The sequence below is a fragment of the Campylobacter sp. 2352 PW genome (assembly GCF_024723575.1).
Taxonomy (GTDB): Bacteria; Campylobacterota; Campylobacteria; order Campylobacterales; family Campylobacteraceae; genus Campylobacter_D.
Window position 1 is genome coordinate 1 of the sequence record NZ_JANQCX010000014.1, and the last position, 21991, is coordinate 21991.

A 21991-nucleotide genomic window follows, 5' to 3' on the forward strand; every position below is an offset into this window, starting at 1 on the left:
AAAAAACTCCAAAATTTTAGTAAGGCTTTTAATTTTTGCATAAAACATATTTAACTATAAAGTTAAAACGCTTGTTTTGCCAAAATAATATATGATTTTAACCAAATAATTCCATAGCGTCTTTGTATGCACTGACCAACGAAGCTAAAGTAACAAAACCACTGATAATTAAAAAAAATCATTTCGATTTTTTTTTATTCTCTTTTATTTTTTCCTTTTTATCTTCCTCTTGATTTTGTTCAATATGCAAAATATCAACAAGATTTTCTATCTGGATTTTAAGCTCTTGATGTTGTTCTAAAATATCGTAATATTGAAATATAATTTTCCATATTGCATGTTTTTGTTGGTAGTTATAGTGCACTGGATTGCTAAAAAAATACTTTAGATTAAAAACATAAAAATCTTTTTTAATATCAATAACATCATGATAATTTTCTTCATCTATAATACTTGAAGTTAAATTCAAATAATACTCCATTTTCTCACGATAAGCCAAAGAAAGCGCAAACATAGTCATTGTATCGTTAAATTTACTTTCACAATTATTAAATCTAGCCTGAAATAAAAAGCCTTTTTCTGAAAACACAACTTTAATATCTGGATTATCATAACAATTTGATTTATCTATTTTTAATGTAGAACTACCTCTTAATAGTTGCGATATTTTACCATCATTCATATTTTCATCGGTATATACAACTATATGATCTATCACACCTTTTTTAAATTGACAATACTCTTGACTTACCGAGACTCCATCTTTTATACATATAATACATATATCAAAAATTTTATATATTAATATTGTATCTTTGGCATACTTTTGATCTTCTATATTGGTGTAAATTTCTAAATTTTGAGCCAAAAAGGTATGAAAAAAATCTTTTGTTCTTGTATCTTCTTTAAATTTATCCTTGCAAAAATTTTCGATAATTTTAACTTGATATGTATTTATCATGACATCTTCCTATTTTATAATATTATAAATTTAACTTATTGTTATAAATACGATTAAGATGAATTGTAAAACTTTAAATGCTTAAAAGAATTTTAAAATAGTGGTGCGGATGAAAGGACTTGAACCTTCACGCATTGCTGCACCAGATCCTAAGTCTGGCGTGTCTGCCAATTTCACCACATCCGCAAAAGTGGTACGCTCAAGAGGATTCGAACCTCTGACCTACGGCTTAGAAGGCCGTTGCTCTATCCAGCTGAGCTATGAGCGCATAAAAATAAAAATAACAATAGGCTTATGGTGCGCCCGATAGGAATCGAACCCATAACCTACAGATCCGAAGTCTGTTGCTCTATCCAGTTGAGCTACGAGCGCTGATGGGGTGAGTGATGGGAATCGAACCCACGACCCTCAGGACCACAATCTGATGCTCTAACCGACTGAGCTACACTCACCATTTATAAAAATGGTCGGGGTGAAAGGATTCGAACCTTCGGCCCCTTGGTCCCAAACCAAGTGCGCTAACCAGACTGCGCTACACCCCGATATACAAAAATAAAGCGTTATTCTACATAAAAAAATATTAAAAGTCAAGATAAAAAAATATTTAGCATAAAAAATGCTAAATATTTTAAGAATTATTTGTTTGTTTTTTTTGTGAAATGATGTTTAAAATTTCTACTATCAAAGAAAAAGCCATAGCTGTATAAATATATGCTTTATCTATATGGATATCAAAACTTTCACATACTAAAACAAAGCCTATCATTACTAAAAATGCCAAAGCTAAGATTTTAATGCTTGGATATTTTTCTACAAAATCTGCAATTGGTTTAGAGGCAAAAAGCATAACTAAAACTGCAATAATCACAGCAATAATCATAATCTCTATATCTTGAGCAATACCCACAGCAGTAATAACACTATCAAGAGAAAATACTATGTCTATCACAGCTATTTCAGCAACTACAACCCAAAGCTTATTGCTAATTTTTATACTACTTTGACTTTCCTCTTGGTGCATTATACTTTCTTTAATTTCCTTAATAGACTTAACTATTAAAAACAAACCTCCAAGCAAAAGCACCAAATCTCTACCTGAAATTTCATTGCCTAATATACTAAATAAAGGTGTGACAAGCTTCATCACCCAAAATAAAGATAATAATAATAAAATTCTAGTAATCATCGCAAAAGCAAGACCTAGAATTCTACCCTTATCTCTATGTTCTGGTGGTAATTTAGAAACTAAAATCGCTAGAAAAATAATATTATCAATCCCTAGTACAATCTCCAAAGCTGTAAGAGTAAGCAATACCACCCAAGCATCTACACTAAAAATCCATTCAAACATTTACTTTCCTTAAACAAAAAGCGTAATTATAATGATGAAAAATTAATCATTTTCAAAAATTTTTACAATGGTTTCAGGCAAAAGTGTATGTTCGAGCTGGTGGATTTTATCTTCAAACTCTTCAAAGCTTAGCTTAGCTTTTTCAAACGCCTTTTGTGCAATGATTTTACCACCATCAAGCTCTTCATTAACCCAATGCACACTAATGCCTGCTACTTTCATATTACTTTCATAGCTTTCTTTGATAGCATGAGCACCTTTAAATAAAGGAAGCAAAGAAGGATGAAGATTAATAGCTTTTATATTTTGAGTGAAAACAGGACTTAAAATTCGCATAAATCCTGCTAGGATAGTCAAATCTATTTGACTTTCTTTTATAATTTTTACTAATTCTGCATCAAATTCTTCTCTTGAAGTAAATTTTTCATGTTCTATGATCTTGGTATCAAGACCATATTTTAAAGCTCTTTGTATGCCATAGGCTTCTTTTTTATTGCATACACACAAAACTACTTCAAAGGTATTTTTACCAAAAGTTTTTTTATGTAATTTTTCTAAAATATTTTCCAAATTACTTCCATTACCACTAAATAAAACTGCTAATTTTATAAGCATTTTAACCCCTTTATTAATTTTAAAGCATCAAAACTAATTTTATTTTTCTTATAATTTTTAGCCACCAAAGCATGAGCTAATACTGCATTTTTAGCAGCTTCTAAAGCATTAAATTTCGCCCCAAGTAAAGCTACTATCATACCACTTAGCACATCCCCACTTCCACCTTTTGCCAAAGCCTCATTACCACAATTTACTACAAAAAGTTTTTCTTTTTGAGTGATGATGGGGTTAGCCCCTTTTAACACCAAAGCACATTGGAATTTAGAACTAAATTTTCTTGCATAAAAAAAGCGTTTGTTTTGAATTTCTTCTACACTTACATCCTCATTAAAACAAAGTTTTAAAAGCATAGAAAACTCTTTAGGATGAGGAGTTAAAACAACATCTTCTCTATCAAGATATGAAAACAAATTTTCACTTTGGAAGCAATTTGCATCTAAGACTAAAGGAATATTTTTTAATCTTTCATCTTTTAAAATACTTAAATCATCAAGTCCCATACCTATAGCAGCTGCATTTATTTTGCCTTCAATATCATCTTTTAGCATAATCAAAGGCGAAAAGCTTTCTTTAGCCACTAAAGACACAAGCCCCGCTCCAAACCCTAAAGCACCAAGTCCAGCTAAAGTACCCGCGCTTTTATTGGCAAAAATATAAACATGGCCAAAATCACCTTTATTTGAGTTAGCCTTTTTTGTAATGAGTTTTAAATCTTTTTTTTCTAGTAAAAAGCTTGAAGTATTTTGCATATAAGGTTTTAAACCCAAATTCGCAATTTTAATTTTACCTACAAATTCTTTTGCGAAATCTTCTAATAAAATTTCTTTAATTACCCCCATGCAAAGAGTATAATCAGCCTTAAAACATAGTTCTTGTCCAAGCCCGCTAGGAATATCACAAGCTATCTTTAAAGCTTTGCTTTTAGCAATTTTTTTAAAAATTCTTTGTAAATTTTCATCTAAAGCTTTATTTAAACCACTTCCAAAAACACAATCAACTATAATGTCAAAATCTTTAAATTTAGGTTCTTTTTTTAAGAAATTAAAACCTATATTTTTTAAAATTTGCTCTTGCTTGGTAAACACTGTACTTTTTTTATATGGTACAGTATAAGCAAAAGCTTTTTTTAAGTGTCTAATGGCCACAAGTCCATCAGCTCCATTTCCACCAGTACCAAGCAAAAATAAAATTTTAGCATTTTTTATGTTTTTACTTTTTTTCTTAATCAAATTTGCAAGCTCTATGCCTGCATTTTCCATCATTAAAAACTCATCCAAATCTTTTTCAACAAGCTCTTTTTCATAAGAAATATTATCTTTAAATACTACTTTCATCGCTCATCTCACATTTTATAAGCTTTTGGGTTTTAGCGCCTAGCTCTTTAAGTTTTATCACTCTTGAAGCGATATTTCCACTTCCATGAGTAAGCTTTGTTTGCATATTATCTACATTTGTGTTTAATCTTTTGATGTTTTCTTTGATTTTTTCAAAATCATCTAAAACACCTGCAAATTTATCATGAAATTTGCCAAGCTCATCAAAAGCTTTTAGGATATTTTCATTACTTTGTATATTTTTCCATGAAATATTTATCGTATTTAGTGCCATAAAAAGAGTGTTTGGTGTGGTTAAATAAACCTTTTTTTTGTAAGCGTATTGATAAATTTCAAGATCTACATTTAAAATCAAATCTAAGATATTTTGATAAGGTATAAAAAGCAAAACAAACTCATAAGTGTGTTTATCATACTGCATATAAGGCTTTTTGGCTAACTCATCAATCCTTGATTTTAGATTATAAGCTAAATCAAGGCAAGTGTTTTGACTAACATCTTCAAAAGCAAAATCACTTGGCAAAGAAAATTTTGCATCTATGATTATACTTTTTTGTTTATCTAAAAATACTACCGCATCAGGAATATAGGTTTTACCCTCATCTTGAAATCTCTCTTGCAATTTATACTGCACGCCCTCTACCAAACCACTATTTTCTAAAACAGATTTTAGTTGCAATTCTGCAAAATTACCACGAATTTTTTTATCACCCTTTAAAATTTTAGCTAGCTTATCTGCATTTTCTGTCATATTTTGACTAAATTTAAACATATTATCAATATGAGTTTTAAGACTAACTTCATTTGAATTTAGTCTTTCATTGTATTCTTTAACGCTTTTTTTCACAGGCAAGAAAATTTCTTCTAAGATTTTTTTTGTATCCTCATTAAGCATAAGTTTGTTTTGGTTTAAAATACTAGCATTTTGTTTTTGTAAATTTTGTTCTAATTCTTGTTTTAATTCTACTAAGCTTTGCTTGTATTTTTCTTCTAGTTTTATTAAAGTTTGAGTATATTCTTCTTTTAAATTCGCACGCTCTTTTAAATGTATATTTAAAAGTTCTTGCTGGGTTTGTTCTTTTTGAGCTAATTTTGCTTCTAAAGCCTCATTTTTAGACAAATATAATATTTTTTCATCTAAAAGTTTGGAATTTTTTTCTATGAGTGTAGTTTTTTCAAACTCTAAATTAGCAAGTTGATTTTGCAAGGCTATATTGCTTTGGTTTAAAAACTCTAATTTTGCTTTTTCTTTTTGACTTTTAAACGCATACCATATAAAAGCTAAAACTACAATAGCTAAAAAGGCTATCAAGATATTTTCCATTTTTAAGCCTTTGTTTTTTCAATAAGAAAATAAATATTTTTTTCATTACCTTCTTTAAATTGTTTCATTTGTGGTAAAAACTCTTTTACCAATGCTCTAAAATTTTTAAAACCAAAATTTTGAGGGATAAAATTTGCGTGTTTTCTATTCATATTGGTGCGAATTTGAGCATATTCAGCACGGCCTTTTTCTTCTATTAAAGCTTCTGTGATATTGATTAAATCTTTGATATATTCTTTAGTGCTTAATATTTTTTCTTTGGATTCATCTTGATCTAAATAAAAAAATTCACTAAAAGAATTCACATAAGATTTTACAGCTTGTTTTAAACCCATACCTATAACTTGCTTTTTGCCCTCTTTAAGTCTTTGAATTAAACTAGTATAATCACTATCACTTGAAACAATGACAAAAATATCAATATCTTTTTCATAAAAAAAACTCATAATCTCAGTGATTAAATACATATCACTTGAGTTTTTATTAGCTATAAAATTAAATTGTTGCATAGCAATGATAGAATATTGTGCGATTTGTTCTTTCCAATTTTGTATATTTTTTTGTGTCCAATCTCCATAAATTCGTTTTATAACGATTTCTCCATAATCAGAAGCGATATCAAAAATAGATTTTGCATATTTTGAAGGAATATTTTCTGCATCAATAAAGATCGCCACACTTTTATTATCCATTTTTACTCCTATGTAGTTCTCATTCTAAAACTTAATGCTTTTAAAATATGAGTTTTTAAAATCAACTCGCTTTGCTCTAAATCTGCAATAGTTCTTGCTACTTTTATGGTTTTATTTACCCCTCTTTGAGAAAGATTATATGAATTTATAGCCTTTTGTAAAATTTCATTCGCAGTAGAATCTAAAATACAAAATTGTTTCAGCTGTTCATCATTTAATTTAGCATTAAATTCTTCTTGTTTTCTTTGCTTTTGAAATAAAAATCCTTTAAAAACCATTTCACTCATTTGTTCAGAGCTTAAACTTGTTTTATCTTCATGTGAAATCTCATCCATAGCTACATAAAGATCAATCCTATCTAAAATAGGAGATGAAATTTTATTTTTATATTTTTTAATTTCTATCTCTTGGCAACGACATGCAAGACTTTTAGAAAATAAATTTCCACAAGGACAAGGATTTTGCGCACAAGCAAATAAAAATTTAGTTTCATAAATCACTTTGGTATTAACTCTTGAAATAAGAATTTTAAAATCCTCTAGCGGCTCTCTTAAACTTTCTATGATTTGTTTTGAAAAATGAGGAAACTCATCAAAAAACAAAACCCCTCCATTTGCAAGTGCTATTTCTCCTATCTTGGCATTTTTAGTTCCTCCACCAAAAATACTAGCCCTAGTGCTTGTATGATGAGGACTTCTAAAAACCCTACTAGCACTAAAATCATCATCTAAAGAGTTTAATGACTTATAGGCATTTTGGGCTAAAATTTCTTTCAAACTTTGTGGTGGCATGATGAAAGGAAGTCTTTTAGCACACATACTTTTACCACTACCTGGACTACCTTCAAATAAAATATTATGCATACCCAAAGCTGCTATTATACAAGCAAATTTAGCATTTTCTTGACCCTTAACTTCTTTAAAATCATAAGGATAAATAGAATTTTTTATATATTTTTGATTATTAATTTCTATGGCATTTTCAAACAAAGGATGAGCATTATTTATATGATAATTCTCATAATTTTTTTCTTTAAAAAAATCCATAGCTTGGGCTAAATTTTCCAAAACATAGATTGTTAAGTTAGGTATCATCGAAGCTTTTTGTGCTATAGCTTTTGGTACTACTACTTTGGCATTTTGTACTTTTGCACTTAAAAAAAGCAAGATAGAAAATAAACTAGCAGTGCTTTTAATACTTCCATCTAAACCAAGTTCTCCAAAAACAAAAAAGTCATCTAAATTTTCTTTTTGAAATAAAATCAAAATCGCAATAGCCAAATCAAAATGAGAGCCATTTTTAGGGATATCTGATGGACTAAGATTGATAGTGATTTTTTGAGCTGGGAAATTGAAATTTTGACTTAGTAAAGTTGCCTTAACTCTTTCTGTGCTTTCTTTGATGGTAGAATTTGCAAGACCCACTATACTAAAACCTGGCAAACCTCTTGTGAAAGTTGATTCTACATCGATAATATCAAGCTCTGTAGAAAAACTTGCACATTTTAGTTTTTTCATTTGGTCTTTTTGGATTTTTTCTTAAAGTCTTTATCAAATTTTTGGCGTTTTAAAAAAGAAAGTTTTTCTATAAATAAATGCCCATCAAGATGATCAACTTCATGTTGAATAGCCACTGCTAAAAAATCATGTGCTTGCAAACTTTGTGGCTTGCCAAATCTATCTTGATAATCAAGTTGTATATTTTTATAGCGCATTACATCTTCATAAAAACCTGGTATGCTTAAACAACCCTCGTTACAAGAATTTTTTTCATCATCTAAAGGTGTTATAATAGGATTAATAATTTCTAAAAGAGTTTGTTTATCTTCTTTTTGCTCACCTTCTTCATCACCAATATCTACAAGCAAAGCTCTAATTGGCACATCAACTTGAATAGCAGCCAAGCCTACGCCCTTATTAGCTATCATTGTTTCATACATATCATCTAGAAGTATATGTAAATCTTTATCAAAATTTTCTACTTTTTTTGACTCTAAAAATAATCTTGGATTAGGATAGGTAATTATCTTTCTTATCATTTTTCTTTTTCCACTATTATAAAGGGTTCTAAATTTTTTCCTGAATCTTTTAAAGCTTCAATGCATTTTTCTATTAATTCTTCACCCTTACTATCTTGATTAACAGCACTTATAGCCACTTCAACATCTACATCTATTTCTTTATCTGCTAGGAAAAAATTTGAATTTTCTAAAGATTCTAAAATTTTATTACATATTTCTTGTGCTTTTTCTAAATTTGTATGAGAAATCATCATAGCAAAAATATTGTTTCCGCAATGGGCTACTATATCGCTTGAAGAGACATTTTTACTAAAAATTCTACACACACCTTTTAAAAAAGCATTTTTTTCTTTTTGAGTATAAGTTTGCTCAAGAATTTCTTCTTTTACTCTAAAAAATATTAAGGAAGTATGATAATTATATTTTGCATTACTTTCAATGCTTTTTTCTAAATTTTCTAAAAAATATTTTTTATTATAAACTCCAAATTTAGAGTCAAAATCACTTTGCTCTTCTATATGTTTATAAGTTTGTCTAACCTCATCAAAACTTTCTTTAATCTCATCTGAATATTTATCTAAAATACTAGAAAATCTTGAAAGATCTGCTTCAAGAGCGTGAATTACATTAGAAACAGCTAAATTTCCTGTACTAATAGCAAGTTCTGAATTACGTCTTCTTAACATATCTTTAACTGTTTCAAGATGTCTATAAATCATAGCAATGTATTGCAATAATGCCGAAGTAGAACTAAAACTTTTTTTGATTTCTTGTTCTATATTTGCACGTTTGATACCATCATCGTTTTGCTCAAATTCCATAATCTCGCTAACTTTTTTCTTAAAAGCTACCGGACGTTCTTCAAGCATTTTTTGAAAATAAACTCCATAATTAGTTGGTGTTGGAGGTACATTATCTTTTACAAGCTCAGTCAAAATAGACTTTGCAAATTTTTCAAATTCACCTCCACTAATTTTTTGAATTTTTGGAGCTTCTTTGGCTGGAGTTGGATCGCTACTTAAATTTAAATCAGCAAATAAATCATCATCTAACATTGCTATGCTTTTCCTTATTTAAAACTTTTTTCCAAAACCTTATCGATTAAGCCATATTCCTTAGCTTCTACAGCACTCATAAAAAAGTCTCTATCAGTGTCTTTTTCTATTTTAGAGAGTTTTTGTTTGGTGTTTTTAGCCAAAATATCATTTAAAATCGCTTTTAATCTTAGAATTTCTTTTGCTTGAATTTCTATATCAGTTGCTTGCCCTCTTGCACCACCTAGTGGTTGATGGATCATAATTCTTGAATTTGGCAGAGCAAATCTTTTCCCTGGAGCACCACAACTAAGCAAAAATGCACCCATTGAAGCAGCTTGACCAATACAAATAGTACTTACATCAGCTTTAATATAATTCATCGTATCATAAATACTAAATCCACTGGTTACAACCCCACCTGGTGAGTTAATATAAAGATAAATATCTTTTTGAGGATCTTCAGCCTCTAAAAACAAAAGCTGAGCTACAATAGAAGCAGCAAGATCATCATTGATCTCGCCACTTAACATGATAATTCTATCTTTTAAAAGTCTTGAATAAATATCATAACTTCTTTCGCCTCTGCTTGTTTTTTCAACCACATAAGGTATGTATGAGCTCATTATTTTTCACTTTCTTTTTCAGTTTTCTTTTTGTCATTTTTTTTGAAAATATCAGCAAAAAGTTTTTCTTCGATTAAAGACATTTTAATAGCAGGCAGTGCACCTTGTTTTTTGTAATTATCTAAATGTTCTTGCGGGTTAAAACCATATCTATAAGCTTCAAAATAAATCGCTTGGATTAATTCTTGATCGCTTACTGTAACATTTCTAAGTTTTGCTAGCTCGTCTATAATGAAAGTTAATTTTACGCTTTTTCGTGCATCTTCTTTAAAACTTTCTCTTTTTTCTTTATATTTAGCCTCATCTTTAAATTCTTTTAATTCTTCTTCGCTTAAAGTTCTCAAAGAACTTCTAAATTGCATATCTGTTTCTTGCTCTACTATATTTCTTGGTAAAACAAAGTCAAACTTAGCTACCAAAGCTTCTGCAAATTGATTTTTAAGCTCATCATTGATAAGTTTAAAGATTTTTTCATTTTTTAGTTGTTCTTTTAATTTTGCATCTAATTTTTCAACACTTGGTTCTTTTTCTTCAGGTAACAAGCTTTTTAAAAGCTCTTCATTTAACTCAGGTAATTTAAGTTCTTGAATTTCGTGAATTTTTACTTTAAATACCGCATCTTTTCCTGCTAAATGCGCTGCGCCATATTCTTTTGGAAAAGTTACATTAATATCTTTTTCCTCACCTGCTTTTAAACCAATCATACCTTCTTCAAATCCTGGTATGAATTGTTTTGAACCAATTTCTAAAACATAATTTTGAGCTTTTCCACCATCAAAAGCTTTACCATCAACAAAACCTTCAAAATCAAATTTAGCAAAATCACCTTCTTTTAAAGCTCTTGCTTCTTTAATCGCTTCAGGAGTAGCAAATCTTTTTAATAATTCTTCTTTTTTTGCATCAATTTCTTTTTGAGTTACTTTTGGTGTATTATAAGTTGGAATTAGTTCTTCATATCCATCTAATTTTACTTCTGGTCTAAAAGATAATACCATTTGAGCCTCAATAGCACCATCTTTTCTATCAAATTTTTCAAAATATGGCTCACCTACTAAATCTTTAGCTTCTTTTTTAACTTCTTTTAAAGCACCATCTACAGCATTTCTTAAAAGATCTTGCTCCGCATCTCTTGTAAGCTCTTTTTCATATCTTTTAAGTATAGCAGCAACAGGAACTTTTCCTGCTCTAAAACCATCCATTTTCATAGTTTTAGATGCTTTTTTAGCTAATTTTTCAACTTCTGCTTTAATAGCTCCTTGAGCAATTTTCACAGTAGCATTTGCATTTGCAAAATCAATTAGTTTTGCTGTAACTTCCATAATATTTTCCCTTTTTAAATAAAATTTTTTGATAATATACCAAAATTTTCCTTATCACTTTATATAAAAATAAAAATATGTTAAAATTTTAATTTTTGATGGAGAAAAAATGCAAGAAAAATTTGAACAATCAGTAAAAAATATGTTAGAGATTATTGGGGAAAATCCACAAAGAGAAGGACTTTTAAAAACTCCTACTAGAGTTTTTAAGGCTTTTGAATTTTTAAATAGTGGCTATAAACAAGATCCAAAACAAATACTAAATGATGCCTTATTTGAAAGCTCAAACAATGAAATGGTTTTAGTAAGAGATATAGAATTTTATAGTCTTTGTGAGCATCATCTTTTGCCTTTTTTTGGGCGCGTGCATGTTGCGTATATACCAGATAAAAAAGTCGTAGGTCTTAGTAAAATTCCACGCCTTGTAGAAGTTTTTGCAAGACGCTTACAAATTCAAGAGCAACTCACAGAGCAAATCGCAGAAGCACTAATGGAACATGTAGGTGCAAAAGGCGTTGGGGTGGTTATTGAAGCAAGACATATGTGTGTTGAAATGCGTGGGGTACAAAAGGCAAATTCTACTACTAGTACTTCAGCATTAAGAGGTAGCTTTTTAAAAAATGAAAAAACAAGAAAAGAATTTTTCACTTTAATTAACTCAGCAAAACAGGTTAGATTTTAATGGGTTTAGAAAAACTTCGTAGCAAAATTGCTTCACAAAATCTTGCCAGTGTTTTTGGACAAATTACTAAAATTTCAAGCACTAGTATAGAAATAAATGGCTTAAAAACTAGCATAGGTGATATCATTAAAATAGTTTCTAGTGAAGATGAGAATAAAGAGGCTATGGCTATGGTGGTAGAAGTAGATGAGAATTTAAGCTATTTAAGTCCTTTTGGCTTTGTAGAAGGTTTTAAAATAGGTGATCGTGCTTTTATTAACGATGCAGGTATGCAAATAGGAGTTAGTGATGAACTTTTAGGAAGAGTGGTTGATCCTTTTATGCGACCAAAAGATGGCAAAGGACCTATTGAGGCAAGTAAATTTATGCCTATTATGCGTGCACCTATTGATGCAATGAAACGAGGTTTGATAGAGGAAGTCTTTCCAGTAGGAGTTAAAACAATAGATGCGCTTTTAACTTGTGGGGTAGGACAAAAGCTTGGGATTTTTGCAGGAAGTGGGGTTGGTAAATCAACCCTTATGAGCATGATAGTAAAAAATTCCAAAGCTCCCATTAAAGTCATAGCTTTAATTGGTGAGCGCGGTAGAGAAATTCCTGAATTTATACAAAAAAATCTTGGTGGTAAACTTGATGATACTGTCATCATCGTTGCAACAAGTGATGATAGTGCGCTGATGAGAAAATACGGAGCATTTTGCGCTATGAGTGTGGCTGAGTATTTTAAAGAACAAGGTAAAGATGTATTATTTATCATGGATAGTGTAACGCGTTTTGCTATGGCTCAAAGAGAAATAGGCCTAGCTCTAGGTGAACCTCCTACAACAAAAGGTTATCCACCAAGCGTTTTAAGTCTTTTACCTCAGCTTATGGAACGCGCAGGAAAAGAAGAAGGTAAAGGCACTATAACAGCATTTTTTACCGTGTTGGTTGATGGAGATGATATGAGTGATCCAATAGCTGATCAAAGCAGATCAATACTTGATGGGCATATAGTGCTTAGTCGCGAACTTACTGACTTTGGAATTTATCCACCTATAAATATACAAAATTCAGCCTCAAGGGTTATGGGTGATATTATTAGTGATGAACACAAACTAGCTGCTAGAAAATTTAAACGTTTAAATTCTTTGCTTAAAGAAAATGAGGTTTTACTTAGAATCGGTGCTTATCAAAAAGGCACTGATAAAGAACTTGATCAGGCTATCGCTAAAAAAGACTTTATGCAACAATTTCTTAGTCAAAATCCTGAAGAAAGTTTTGAATTTGAAGATACTATCAATATGCTAAAGATGATTAATACGCAATAATTGGAATGATTTTTGCTTTTTTATGATAAAAAGTCATGAAAAAAGGATGGATCATGTCAAATATAGCTTTTTTAGATCATCAACAAAGCTTGGGTTTAAAATACACCGATATTTGTCAAAATATCTTTGAAAGAGAAATTTTTACACATATGTTTTTAGAGTGTATAAGCTATCTTTTATTAGAAAATAAAGCTAAATTAAAATACTTAAAAATTATTAATTCAAAAGAAGAATTTATCGTTGAATTTAAAATCAACAATCAAAAAAAATCATTTATTATCAATGATAAAAAAATACTAAATGCAGAATTTAGTGCAAAAAGAATAACTCAAGATGAGTATGAAAGAGAAATCGCTAGAATTTATCAAATAGAAAGATATTTAAAAACACAAAGCAATCTTCAAAATTTTTCTAGCGAAATTAACACTACCATGAAAAATCTTTTTAAAGATATGGATGAGTTTAAAAACTATATCGATATGCTTGAAGCAAAAGAAAACACTCACAATCACTACTTATCAAAAATTTATAATATAGCTTAATATTAACCAAACTTTGCCGATAATATTACTAATCCAAACAAAAGGAGTATGTTATGGGCGAAGTTACTAACAACCAAGCAAGTTTAATGCTTAACATTGCAACTACTATGATGAAAAAAACCATAGAAGCCAATGAAAATGCAGTAATGCAAGCACTTGAAGGCGTAAATGCAAACCCTGCTCCAACTACTACTCCTAGCACTAGTTCAGGATTGCTTGACATTTACGCTTAATTTTTCTCTTCGATTCAAAAATTTTGGCATAGCTTTTGCTTTTTTAAGGCTAAGCAATATTTTTGAAGAGAAGAGTTATGTTTGTAAATTCTAATGTCAATCCGTATCAGAATTTTGCAAATTATCCTTTTGCAAAGACTGGACACGCGGAAGAAAAAAAAGAAAATACCAATATTAAAAGTGATTTACTTGATATAAAAGGTTCTAATTTAGATTATGAAGTAAGCTATGCAAGCGAGTTTGGTTTTAGAATCAATGAGCAAGGTTTTTTTGAAAAAGATCTTAATAAAACGGCTGCTTTGCCTCTTGATTATGATATTAATATAAAAAGCATAAGAGAAATTTCAAAACAACTTATAAAGCTTGATGAAAATTTAAACTATAACAAAATAGACTTACCAAGACTTTTAAACACTTATCATAATACACTAAAAACCATCAATCATGAATTTCAAAAAAATGATAATAGTTTTTTAAGTAAAGCACAAATTTCAGAATTAAATCAAGGTTATAGCTATACTTATGAAGGAAAAATTTTAAAAGTTTATGAAAATGCCAAAAGTTTACAAAATGCAAAAGAAGCAAATAAAAATCTAAATACCTTAATGCTTGATAACAAAATAGGAGACTTTGCATTCAATGCGAGCATTGAAAACACAGCTAGTAATCCTATCATAAGACCTTATCTAAACCGACAAGGCGAAGTTTCTAAAAGTGGATTATTGCTTAATTATATTTATCATGATTTAAAAGAACAAAATAATCAAAAGGCTAATTTCTTTTTAACTCCTATTGAGTTAGATATGTCTTCTAATGTAAATTTTCAAAAACTCATGAGAGGTCAAATGAATATGCAAGATTATCTAAGTGAAAGCAATAAAGAAAAAATGAGTTTTGATTTATATTTATATATCAATGGAGTAGATAAAAACAACACCACAGAAGATAAACTTTCAGTTTTCTTTCAACAATACATTAACTATCAACACAGTATCAACATGCAAGAATTTGCTAATTCAAGTTCTATTTATAGTCTTTATAGTGAGCAAATTAGCAAAGATTTTGAAGCTTTAAAAAAAGAGTTTAATCAAAATGATTCTAATATCGATCTTGAAAAAATTAATACTCAAAAAGAACTTTTAGATACTCAATTTTTAGAAAATCGCAAAAGACAAGCAAGCATTAATAAAATTTTACACTCATATTTAAATGCAATGGCTTAACTTGTGCTAAAATAATAAAAAATTTTACACAAGTGAAATCCATTTAGTTTAATGTTAAATTTAACATTTTAGTGTATATTAACAAAAAAGATAAAAATTATCCTAATTAAAGGAGTGTAATTTTGAAAGTATATTTAGACAATAATGCAACAACACAACTTGCACCAGAAGCTTATGAGCTTATGAAACCTTTTTTAAAAGAACATTATGGTAATCCAAACAGCCTTCATCAATGGGGTAGTGTAACTCACCCTGCTTTAAAAGAAGCTATGGATAAACTTTATGCAGGACTTGGGGCAAGCGATTTAGATGACATCATTATCACTTCCTGTGCCACAGAGAGTATCAACTGGGCATTAAAAGGTGTGTATTTTGATAGAATTTTAAATAGCGATAGAAATGAAGTAATTATTTCTAGTGTAGAACATCCTGCAGTAGCAGCTAGTGCTATGTTTTTAAAATCTTTAGGAGTAAAAGTCATAGAACTTGGCGTTGATCATGAGGGTGTTTCTAGTGTAAAAGATCTAAAAGAAGCTATTTCAGATAAAACTGCCCTAGTAAGCATTATGTGGGCAAATAATGAAACTGGTATGATTTTTCCTATAGAAGAAATGACTCAAATTGCTCATGAATATGGAGCATTATTTCATACTGATGCAACTCAAGCTGTTGGGAAAATCAAGGTTAATTTTGCAAAAGCTGGAGTTGATTTTGCTTCATTTTCTGCACATAAATTCCATGGACCAAAAGGTGTAGGTGGACTTTATATTAAAAAAGATATAGAATTAACTCCGCTTTTACATGGTGGTGAGCATATGGGTGGTAGAAGAAGTGGAACTTTAAATGTGCCATATATTATAGCAATGGCAGAAGCTTTAAGAATTGCAAATACTATGCTTGATTTTGAAAACTCACACATTAGAAGATTAAGAGATAAATTAGAAGATTTAATTTTAGCTATGCCTGATACAAGTGTAGTTGGAGATAGATCAAGAAGGGTTCCTAATACCATCTTAGCAAGCATTAAAGGCGTAGAAGGCGAGGCTATGCTTTGGGATTTAAACAAAAATGGTATAGCAGCAAGCACCGGTTCAGCCTGTGCTAGCGAAGCACTTGAGAGCAATCCTATCATGGAGGCAATTGGTGCTGAAAACGATTTAGCTCATACTGCCCTAAGACTTTCTTTATCAAGATTTAACACAGAAGATGAAATTGATTATGCAGCAGAGCAAATAAAAAAAGCAACGCAAAGACTTAGAGCGATCTCAAGTACTTATGCATATAAGCCTGAAAATATTTAAAGGATAAAAAATGGCAAAGAATAATTTAATTGGCGGATCAATTTGGGATGAGTATTCTCAAAAAGTACAAGATAGAATGAACAACCCTCAACATATGGGCGAATTCACACAAGAAGATGCACAAAAAGCAAATGCAAAACTTATTGTTGCAGATTTTGGAGCTGAAAGCTGTGGTGATGCAGTTAGACTTTATTGGTTGGTAGATGAAAAAACTGATAAAATCATTGATGCTAAATTTAAAAGTTTTGGCTGTGGTACAGCAATAGCAAGCAGTGATACTATGGTTGATCTTTGTATAGGTAAAACCGTAGATGAGGCTGTAAAAATTACAAATTTAGATGTTGAATTTGCTATGAGAGATAACCCTGAAACTCCTGCAGTTCCACCGCAAAAAATGCACTGCTCAGTTATGGCTTATGATGTTATCAAACAAGCTGCAGCGCATTATAAAGGTGTTAATCCCGAAGACTTTGAAGATCAAATCATAGTTTGTGAGTGTGCTAGGGTAAGCCTTGGAACTATCAAAGAAGTAATCAAACTAAATGATTTACATACAGTAGAAGAAATCACGCAATTTACTAAAGCAGGTGCTTTTTGTAAATCTTGTGTTAAGCCTGGAGGACATGAGAAAAAAGATTATTATCTTGTAGATATTTTAACTGAAACTAGAGCTGAAATGGAAAGAGAAAAGCTAAAAGATCAAAGTAAAACAGATATTGCTTTTGATGATATGACCATGGTTAAACAACTAAAAGCAGTAGAAGCTGTTTTAGATAGCGATGTGCGTCCTATGCTACATGGAGATGGTGGGGACTTAGAAGTAATTGATATCCAAAAAAGCGACAATAAAAATATAGATATATATATACGTTATCTTGGAGCATGTAGTGGCTGTTCAAGTGGGAGTGGTGCAACCTTATATGCTATAGAAAATATCTTACAAGAAGAACTTAGTCCAAATATACGCGTTATACCTGTTTAAGCAGTTTTTCTGCTTAAACTTTAAATTTCAAGCCTTTTTATGTTAAAATAACACGTTAATAAAAATTTAAAAAGGCTATTTATGCAAAGACTTCAAACCTTTGTTAAAAGTGAAACTTTTCCTGGTGTTTTGCTAATATTTTTTACCGTACTTGCACTCATTTTACAAAATAGTTCTTTAACGGATCAATATACTAACTTTTTAAATATTCCTTTTGGCTTTCAAGCTGGAAGTTTAGAAATTTTCAAACCTTTACTTTTATGGATTAATGATGGCCTTATTGCAATCTTTTTCTTTGCCATAGGACTTGAATTAAAATATGAAGTAACAAGAGGGCAACTCAATAGTATAAAGGCTATGTCTTTACCTGTATTTGCTGCACTTGGCGGTATGATAGTACCGGCCTTAATTTTTACGTTTTTTAACTATAAGGATCCTTTTGCTTTGCAAGGTTGGGCTATACCAACGGCTACTGATGTGGCTTTTGCGGTTGGTATTTTAATGCTTTTAGGCAAAAGAGTACCTACTTCTTTAAAATTATTCTTACTTTCTTTAGCTATTTTTGATGATTTAGGCGCGATTATTGTAATTGCTTTATTTTATACAAGCGAACTTTCAGTTTTTGCTATGATTGCTGCCTTGGTGTGTATTTTAGCACTTTATTTGCTAAATCACTTCCATGTTACCAAAAAATCTTTTTATATCATAATAGCTATAGTATTTTGGATAAGCATGTTAAAAAGTGGGGTGCATGCAACTTTGGCAGGTGTGATTACTGCTTTATTTATACCACTTCAAACAAAAAGTGGTGAGTCTTTTTTAAAAGAAATAGAACATGACTTAGCACCTTGGGTGAGTTATTTCATCTTGCCTATTTTTGCTTTTGCCAATGCGGGAGTTGATTTAAAAGATATGGATCCAAGTTTTATGTTTTCTTCGGTTAGCTTAGGTATTATTTTAGGATTATTTTTAGGAAAACAAATTGGAGTATTTTTATTTTCATATATTAGTATAAAACTAGGACTGGCAAAACTTCCACAAAATGTTAATTTCAAACAACTTTACGGGGTTTGTATACTCACAGGTATAGGTTTTACTATGAGCTTTTTTATAGATGGCCTAGCTTATCAAAATAGTGATATTTTTGCATATTCAGACAAACTTGCAATTTTAGTAGCTTCATTATTAAGCGCTATAGTTGGATATGTTTACCTAAAACTTATTTATAGTTTTAAAAAATGAAATTAAGAAGTTTCCAAAACTTTTTATCACTTGAAATTTTAGGAGGATTGTTGCTTTTATTAGCAACGATCTTTGCCTTACTACTTAAAAATAGTCCTTATGGACAACACTATATGGATTTTTTAAGTGTAGAAATGGGTGTAAAAGTGGGTGCTTGGGAACTTTTTAAGCCTTCTTTATTGTGGATTAATGATGGTCTTATTGCAATCTTTTTCTTTGCCATAGGACTTGAATTAAAAAAAGAATTTGCTCAAGGAGAGTTTAAAACTCTTAGTAATATTACCCTACCCTTAATGGCTGCTATAGGCGGTATAGTTGTGCCTGCTTTGATATTTTGTGTTATCAATTTTAACGATGCTTATGTTTTAAAAGGTTGGGCTATACCTACTGCAACTGATACTGCATTTGCTCTAGTTATACTTGCAATGCTAAAACAACGCATACCAAGTTCTTTAAAAATATTCTTAGTGTCTTTAGCGATTTTTGATGATGTAGGAGCTATTTTAATCATTGCGATTTTTTACACAGGAGAGCTTTCAACTTTAGCCTTTTTTGTTGCCTTTTGCTGCATTGTGGGTCTATTTTTACTTAATCGCTTGGGTAATGAAAGAAAATCATTTTATTATATACTTGGAGCATTACTTTGGCTTAGTGTATTAAAAAGCGGAGTGCATGCAACTTTAGCAGGCATCATCACAGCTTTATTTATACCTGTATATACAAAAAACAACCATGCTTTATTAGAAGAAATCGAGCATGGTTTAAAATTTTGGATAGCTTTTATAATACTACCACTTTTTGCTTTTGCCAATGCAGGGGTTGATCTTTCAAAAATTGAAGTACATATGCTATTTAGCGGTGTAAGTGTAGGGATTTTCTTAGGCTTGTTTGTTGGAAAACAACTAGGTGTATTTGGCTTTGCTTATATGGCAATTAAACTTAAACTTGCAAAACTACCAAAAGATGCTAATTTTAAACAACTCTATGGAGTTTGCATACTCACAGGTATAGGTTTTACCATGAGCTTTTTTATAGACGCCCTTGCCTATGAAGTAAGTGATATATTTAATTTTGTGGATAATTTTGCTATTTTACTAGCTTCCTTAGCTTCGGGTGTATTTGGCTATTTTTATCTGCGCTTTGTAAAATAATTAAGTTTTTTTTAAATTAAATAAGATATAATTTCATTTCTTATTTAATATTTGGCCCATTCGTCTAGCGGTTAGGACATCGCCCTTTCACGGCGGTAACACGAGTTCGAGTCTCGTATGGGTCACCACTTTTAACTTCTAATTACAAAAATATCAAAAATAATAATTTTCCATAACTAAGCTTAATTTATAACCAATACATCAAATAAATATTCTAAAAGTAAAAAATATAAATAAATTTACCTACTGACAAGCTTGTAAGATTTTATGAAAATACTATGGATAATAAGTCTTATCCTTTAAGAGTTTATAAGATAGAATTTTAACTTTCTTTATTTTCTCCATCTTTAAAAGAAAATATAGGCAAACTTAAACCATAATATATAGCCAAAAGTCTTGCTATGGTTCCTACAATCAATGAAGCAAGAATTACCCACAACTCATCTACGCCTAAAATATACAATATATAATACAAAGCCCCTGTTAATATAGCAACACCCGCATAAATTTCTTTTTGAAATACAAGTGGTATCCTAGCACACAATATATCTCTTAATATCCCACCAAACACACCAGTAATCACAGCTGAACTCACAGCCACTATAAAACCATACCCCATTTGTATTGCAATTTGTGCGCCTAAAACACTAAAAACAACCAAACCTATAGCATCTAAAATCAAAAAAAGTTTTTCAAGCCTTATAACATATTTGGCAATTTTTGTTGTAATCATAGCTGCAACACAAATTAAAATCACATACTCAGGAGTTTTAATCCAAGTTAGCGGATGATGATCAAGTAAAATATCTCTAATAGAACCTCCGCCAATAGCTGTTACTAAAGCTATAAATATCACTCCAAAAAGATCCATTTTATGTCTTCCTGCAGCAATAGCTCCTGTCATTGCATCAACAGTAATTCCGATAATATAAAGTATAGTTAAAAGCATAATGAGTTTTCAAAAAACCCTTGTTAAAACAAGGGTTGATTTTTACTTACGATATCAATGATATTTTGAGCTACTTTTTTAGCAATAGGATCAACAAATTCAGCAGGAGAGGTAAATCCTACACAAGAGCAGTTAATCTCACCTAAAACATATTTATCTTTACCATTTTCATCTGTATCTAAGATAAAATCAGCGGTCCAAATCAAAGGAATATCATAATTTCCAAGTTTTGAACGAATTTCAGGTAAGGTTGCTAAAAACCAATCAACCAATCCTTGCCAATCTTTTGGCTCATCATATCTGTATTTTGCACCTGAAAAAAGTGTAGCAGAGAATGCATCAGCACCTTCTGCAGGCTTTTTATGTACTACATAAATTGGAGTATGATAAAGCATTAAAATTCTAATTTCACCTTCTTTGATACGCGGTAAGAAAGTCATATCTACAAGCATACCATTATCACCTATAATGTATTGCTCACAAAAGTCCATAAACTCACCAAGTTCTCTTTCTTCTGTGTGATTATCTTTTGCTTCTGTGCATTTAATTTTTGCATTTAATGGCACACTTGTCGTTCCCGCTGGTAGCTCATCTATCAATCTCACACGCCAAATTCCCTCACCCGTTGAACCACGATTTTGTTTTAAAACCCTCTCACCCTTTGCTAAAGTTTTTGGAAAACTTTCTTTAAAAGTTTTGATATCATAATACGCATAAGTATCTTCAGGTACTAAAGCCGTTTTATTAAGCTTGGTAAGCGCATCTTTAGCGCCATATCCTATCATCGCATCAGGATGAGGCATACCTATAACTCCATTTGCACAAAGTTTTCTAAGCATATCAAAATACTCATTTTCTTCTTTTAAATTTCCTGGGTTGATTCTAGAAACATAAGCATCAGCATTGTTTTTTACATATTCATAAATTTCATCTTTTTTCTCTACTTCAAAAAAGATAACCTCAGCATTCCAACCTTGTTCTTTTAAGGCATTTACCATAGGCATAGTATCTTTTCTATGACCATCTTCACCTTTATCGCTACCACCTCTAACTTCAAAAAACACAATATTTTTTTTCATATTTCTCCCTTTTTAAAG

Annotated in this window: 22 protein-coding genes and 6 tRNA genes; 10 read left to right on the plus strand and 18 right to left on the minus strand. The window is 30.5% G+C overall.

Annotated elements, in window-relative coordinates; translation table 11 throughout:
* Positions 1-178: 178 nt before the first annotated feature.
* The 16 genes from CAMP5121_RS06905 to tig all read right to left on the minus strand — a co-directional run bounded on the left by CAMP5121_RS06905 (position 179) and on the right by tig (position 11279).
* Positions 179-961 carry a hypothetical protein gene (locus CAMP5121_RS06905; protein WP_337215183.1) on the minus strand — a complete coding sequence of 261 codons (783 nt, stop codon included), beginning with the start codon at positions 959-961 and terminating at the stop codon, positions 179-181.
* A gap of 101 nt (positions 962-1062) precedes the next feature.
* Positions 1063-1147, minus strand: a tRNA-Leu gene (locus tag CAMP5121_RS06910).
* A gap of 5 nt (positions 1148-1152) precedes the next feature.
* Positions 1153-1229 (minus strand) — tRNA-Arg (locus tag CAMP5121_RS06915).
* A gap of 27 nt (positions 1230-1256) precedes the next feature.
* Positions 1257-1333: transfer RNA gene (locus CAMP5121_RS06920), tRNA-Arg, on the minus strand.
* Between the two features lie 3 nt (positions 1334-1336).
* A tRNA-His gene (locus CAMP5121_RS06925) sits at positions 1337-1413 on the minus strand.
* Between the two features lie 12 nt (positions 1414-1425).
* Positions 1426-1503 (minus strand) — tRNA-Pro (locus tag CAMP5121_RS06930).
* Between the two features lie 86 nt (positions 1504-1589).
* Positions 1590-2312, minus strand: coding sequence for a TerC family protein (locus CAMP5121_RS06935; protein ID WP_337215184.1), 723 nt, complete (start codon positions 2310-2312; stop codon positions 1590-1592).
* A gap of 42 nt (positions 2313-2354) precedes the next feature.
* A complete protein-coding gene (purN, locus tag CAMP5121_RS06940; protein WP_337215185.1) occupies positions 2355-2927 on the minus strand; it encodes a phosphoribosylglycinamide formyltransferase in 573 nt (190 codons plus the stop codon).
* Positions 2918-4264 carry an NAD(P)H-hydrate dehydratase gene (locus CAMP5121_RS06945; protein WP_337215186.1) on the minus strand — a complete coding sequence of 449 codons (1347 nt, stop codon included), beginning with the start codon at positions 4262-4264 and terminating at the stop codon, positions 2918-2920. The genes purN and CAMP5121_RS06945 overlap by 10 nt, the downstream gene beginning before the upstream one ends.
* Positions 4248-5588: a DNA recombination protein RmuC gene (gene rmuC, locus CAMP5121_RS06950; RefSeq protein WP_337215187.1), complete on the minus strand. Its 1341-nt coding sequence runs from the start codon at positions 5586-5588 to the stop codon at positions 4248-4250. Before rmuC ends, CAMP5121_RS06945 begins: the two co-directional genes overlap by 17 nt.
* 2 nt (positions 5589-5590) lie before the next feature.
* Positions 5591-6280, minus strand: a complete 690-nt coding sequence (locus tag CAMP5121_RS06955) for an NYN domain-containing protein (RefSeq protein ID WP_039619378.1) — start codon at positions 6278-6280, stop codon at positions 5591-5593.
* A gap of 8 nt (positions 6281-6288) precedes the next feature.
* The gene (locus tag CAMP5121_RS06960) at positions 6289-7797 is read right to left on the minus strand and encodes a YifB family Mg chelatase-like AAA ATPase (protein ID WP_337215188.1); all 1509 of its coding nucleotides are present in this window, start codon (positions 7795-7797) and stop codon (positions 6289-6291) included.
* The gene (gene def, locus CAMP5121_RS06965; RefSeq protein ID WP_337215189.1) at positions 7794-8318 is read right to left on the minus strand and encodes a peptide deformylase; all 525 of its coding nucleotides are present in this window, start codon (positions 8316-8318) and stop codon (positions 7794-7796) included. Before def ends, CAMP5121_RS06960 begins: the two co-directional genes overlap by 4 nt.
* A complete protein-coding gene (locus CAMP5121_RS06970) occupies positions 8315-9355 on the minus strand; it encodes a GGDEF domain-containing protein (RefSeq protein ID WP_263664077.1) in 1041 nt (346 codons plus the stop codon). Before CAMP5121_RS06970 ends, def begins: the two co-directional genes overlap by 4 nt.
* 14 nt (positions 9356-9369) lie before the next feature.
* The gene (gene clpP / locus CAMP5121_RS06975; protein ID WP_087699173.1) at positions 9370-9960 is read right to left on the minus strand and encodes an ATP-dependent Clp endopeptidase proteolytic subunit ClpP; all 591 of its coding nucleotides are present in this window, start codon (positions 9958-9960) and stop codon (positions 9370-9372) included.
* Complete coding sequence (tig, locus tag CAMP5121_RS06980; protein ID WP_337215190.1) at positions 9960-11279, minus strand: trigger factor; 1320 nt, start codon at positions 11277-11279, stop codon at positions 9960-9962. The genes clpP and tig overlap by 1 nt, the downstream gene beginning before the upstream one ends.
* Before the next feature lie 109 nt (positions 11280-11388).
* Here tig and folE point away from each other — a divergent pair, with 109 nt between their 5' ends.
* The 10 genes from folE (at position 11389) to CAMP5121_RS07030 (ending at position 20073) form a co-directional block, all read left to right on the plus strand.
* Entirely contained in the window at positions 11389-11961 is a 573-nt protein-coding gene (folE, locus tag CAMP5121_RS06985; RefSeq protein WP_337215191.1) for a GTP cyclohydrolase I FolE, read from the plus strand.
* Positions 11961-13271: a flagellar protein export ATPase FliI gene (gene fliI, locus CAMP5121_RS06990; protein ID WP_337215192.1), complete on the plus strand. Its 1311-nt coding sequence runs from the start codon at positions 11961-11963 to the stop codon at positions 13269-13271. Before folE ends, fliI begins: the two co-directional genes overlap by 1 nt.
* A gap of 53 nt (positions 13272-13324) precedes the next feature.
* Positions 13325-13813, plus strand: a complete 489-nt coding sequence (locus CAMP5121_RS06995) for a hypothetical protein (RefSeq protein ID WP_263664075.1) — start codon at positions 13325-13327, stop codon at positions 13811-13813.
* A 53-nt stretch (positions 13814-13866) separates the two neighbouring features.
* Positions 13867-14046, plus strand: a complete 180-nt coding sequence (locus CAMP5121_RS07000) for a hypothetical protein (RefSeq protein WP_337215193.1) — start codon at positions 13867-13869, stop codon at positions 14044-14046.
* Positions 14047-14123: 77 nt separating this feature from the next.
* Positions 14124-15269 carry a hypothetical protein gene (locus CAMP5121_RS07005; RefSeq protein ID WP_337215204.1) on the plus strand — a complete coding sequence of 382 codons (1146 nt, stop codon included), beginning with the start codon at positions 14124-14126 and terminating at the stop codon, positions 15267-15269.
* Between the two features lie 122 nt (positions 15270-15391).
* Positions 15392-16570 (plus strand): NifS family cysteine desulfurase, encoded by a 1179-nt coding sequence (locus CAMP5121_RS07010; RefSeq protein ID WP_337215194.1) that lies wholly within the window; start codon positions 15392-15394, stop codon positions 16568-16570.
* 10 nt (positions 16571-16580) lie between these two features.
* Positions 16581-17552, plus strand: a complete 972-nt coding sequence (locus tag CAMP5121_RS07015; protein WP_337215195.1) for an iron-sulfur cluster assembly scaffold protein — start codon at positions 16581-16583, stop codon at positions 17550-17552.
* 81 nt (positions 17553-17633) lie between these two features.
* On the plus strand, positions 17634-18794 hold the full coding sequence (nhaA, locus tag CAMP5121_RS07020; protein ID WP_337215196.1) for a Na+/H+ antiporter NhaA: 1161 nt from the start codon (positions 17634-17636) through the stop codon (positions 18792-18794).
* Positions 18791-19945 carry a Na+/H+ antiporter NhaA gene (gene nhaA / locus CAMP5121_RS07025; protein ID WP_337215197.1) on the plus strand — a complete coding sequence of 385 codons (1155 nt, stop codon included), beginning with the start codon at positions 18791-18793 and terminating at the stop codon, positions 19943-19945. The genes nhaA (CAMP5121_RS07020) and nhaA (CAMP5121_RS07025) overlap by 4 nt, the downstream gene beginning before the upstream one ends.
* A 53-nt stretch (positions 19946-19998) precedes the next feature.
* Positions 19999-20073 (plus strand) — tRNA-Glu (locus tag CAMP5121_RS07030).
* Positions 20074-20267: 194 nt separating this feature from the next.
* Here CAMP5121_RS07030 and CAMP5121_RS07035 read toward each other — a convergent pair.
* Positions 20268-20894 (minus strand): trimeric intracellular cation channel family protein, encoded by a 627-nt coding sequence (locus CAMP5121_RS07035; RefSeq protein WP_039629140.1) that lies wholly within the window; start codon positions 20892-20894, stop codon positions 20268-20270.
* 23 nt (positions 20895-20917) lie between these two features.
* Positions 20918-21973 (minus strand): Cj0069 family protein, encoded by a 1056-nt coding sequence (locus CAMP5121_RS07040; protein ID WP_337215198.1) that lies wholly within the window; start codon positions 21971-21973, stop codon positions 20918-20920.
* Positions 21974-21991 lie beyond the last annotated feature (18 nt).

Coding starts and splice junctions, on each gene's coding strand:
- CAMP5121_RS06970 (WP_263664077.1), bottom strand. CDS start 9,355: ATGTTAGATGATGATTTATTTGCTGATTTAAATTTAAGTAGCGATCCA.
- fliI (WP_337215192.1), top strand. CDS start 11,961: ATGGGTTTAGAAAAACTTCGTAGCAAAATTGCTTCACAAAATCTTGCC.
- CAMP5121_RS06945 (WP_337215186.1), bottom strand. CDS start 4,264: ATGAAAGTAGTATTTAAAGATAATATTTCTTATGAAAAAGAGCTTGTT.
- CAMP5121_RS06995 (WP_263664075.1), top strand. CDS start 13,325: ATGTCAAATATAGCTTTTTTAGATCATCAACAAAGCTTGGGTTTAAAA.
- clpP (WP_087699173.1), bottom strand. CDS start 9,960: ATGAGCTCATACATACCTTATGTGGTTGAAAAAACAAGCAGAGGCGAA.
- CAMP5121_RS07035 (WP_039629140.1), bottom strand. CDS start 20,894: ATGCTTTTAACTATACTTTATATTATCGGAATTACTGTTGATGCAATG.
- purN (WP_337215185.1), bottom strand. CDS start 2,927: ATGCTTATAAAATTAGCAGTTTTATTTAGTGGTAATGGAAGTAATTTG.
- tig (WP_337215190.1), bottom strand. CDS start 11,279: ATGGAAGTTACAGCAAAACTAATTGATTTTGCAAATGCAAATGCTACT.
- def (WP_337215189.1), bottom strand. CDS start 8,318: ATGATAAGAAAGATAATTACCTATCCTAATCCAAGATTATTTTTAGAG.
- CAMP5121_RS07040 (WP_337215198.1), bottom strand. CDS start 21,973: ATGAAAAAAAATATTGTGTTTTTTGAAGTTAGAGGTGGTAGCGATAAA.
- CAMP5121_RS06955 (WP_039619378.1), bottom strand. CDS start 6,280: ATGGATAATAAAAGTGTGGCGATCTTTATTGATGCAGAAAATATTCCT.
- CAMP5121_RS06935 (WP_337215184.1), bottom strand. CDS start 2,312: ATGTTTGAATGGATTTTTAGTGTAGATGCTTGGGTGGTATTGCTTACT.
- rmuC (WP_337215187.1), bottom strand. CDS start 5,588: ATGGAAAATATCTTGATAGCCTTTTTAGCTATTGTAGTTTTAGCTTTT.
- nhaA (WP_337215197.1), top strand. CDS start 18,791: ATGAAATTAAGAAGTTTCCAAAACTTTTTATCACTTGAAATTTTAGGA.
- CAMP5121_RS06960 (WP_337215188.1), bottom strand. CDS start 7,797: ATGAAAAAACTAAAATGTGCAAGTTTTTCTACAGAGCTTGATATTATC.
- nhaA (WP_337215196.1), top strand. CDS start 17,634: ATGCAAAGACTTCAAACCTTTGTTAAAAGTGAAACTTTTCCTGGTGTT.
- CAMP5121_RS07000 (WP_337215193.1), top strand. CDS start 13,867: ATGGGCGAAGTTACTAACAACCAAGCAAGTTTAATGCTTAACATTGCA.
- CAMP5121_RS07015 (WP_337215195.1), top strand. CDS start 16,581: ATGGCAAAGAATAATTTAATTGGCGGATCAATTTGGGATGAGTATTCT.
- CAMP5121_RS07005 (WP_337215204.1), top strand. CDS start 14,124: ATGTTTGTAAATTCTAATGTCAATCCGTATCAGAATTTTGCAAATTAT.
- folE (WP_337215191.1), top strand. CDS start 11,389: ATGCAAGAAAAATTTGAACAATCAGTAAAAAATATGTTAGAGATTATT.
- CAMP5121_RS06905 (WP_337215183.1), bottom strand. CDS start 961: ATGATAAATACATATCAAGTTAAAATTATCGAAAATTTTTGCAAGGAT.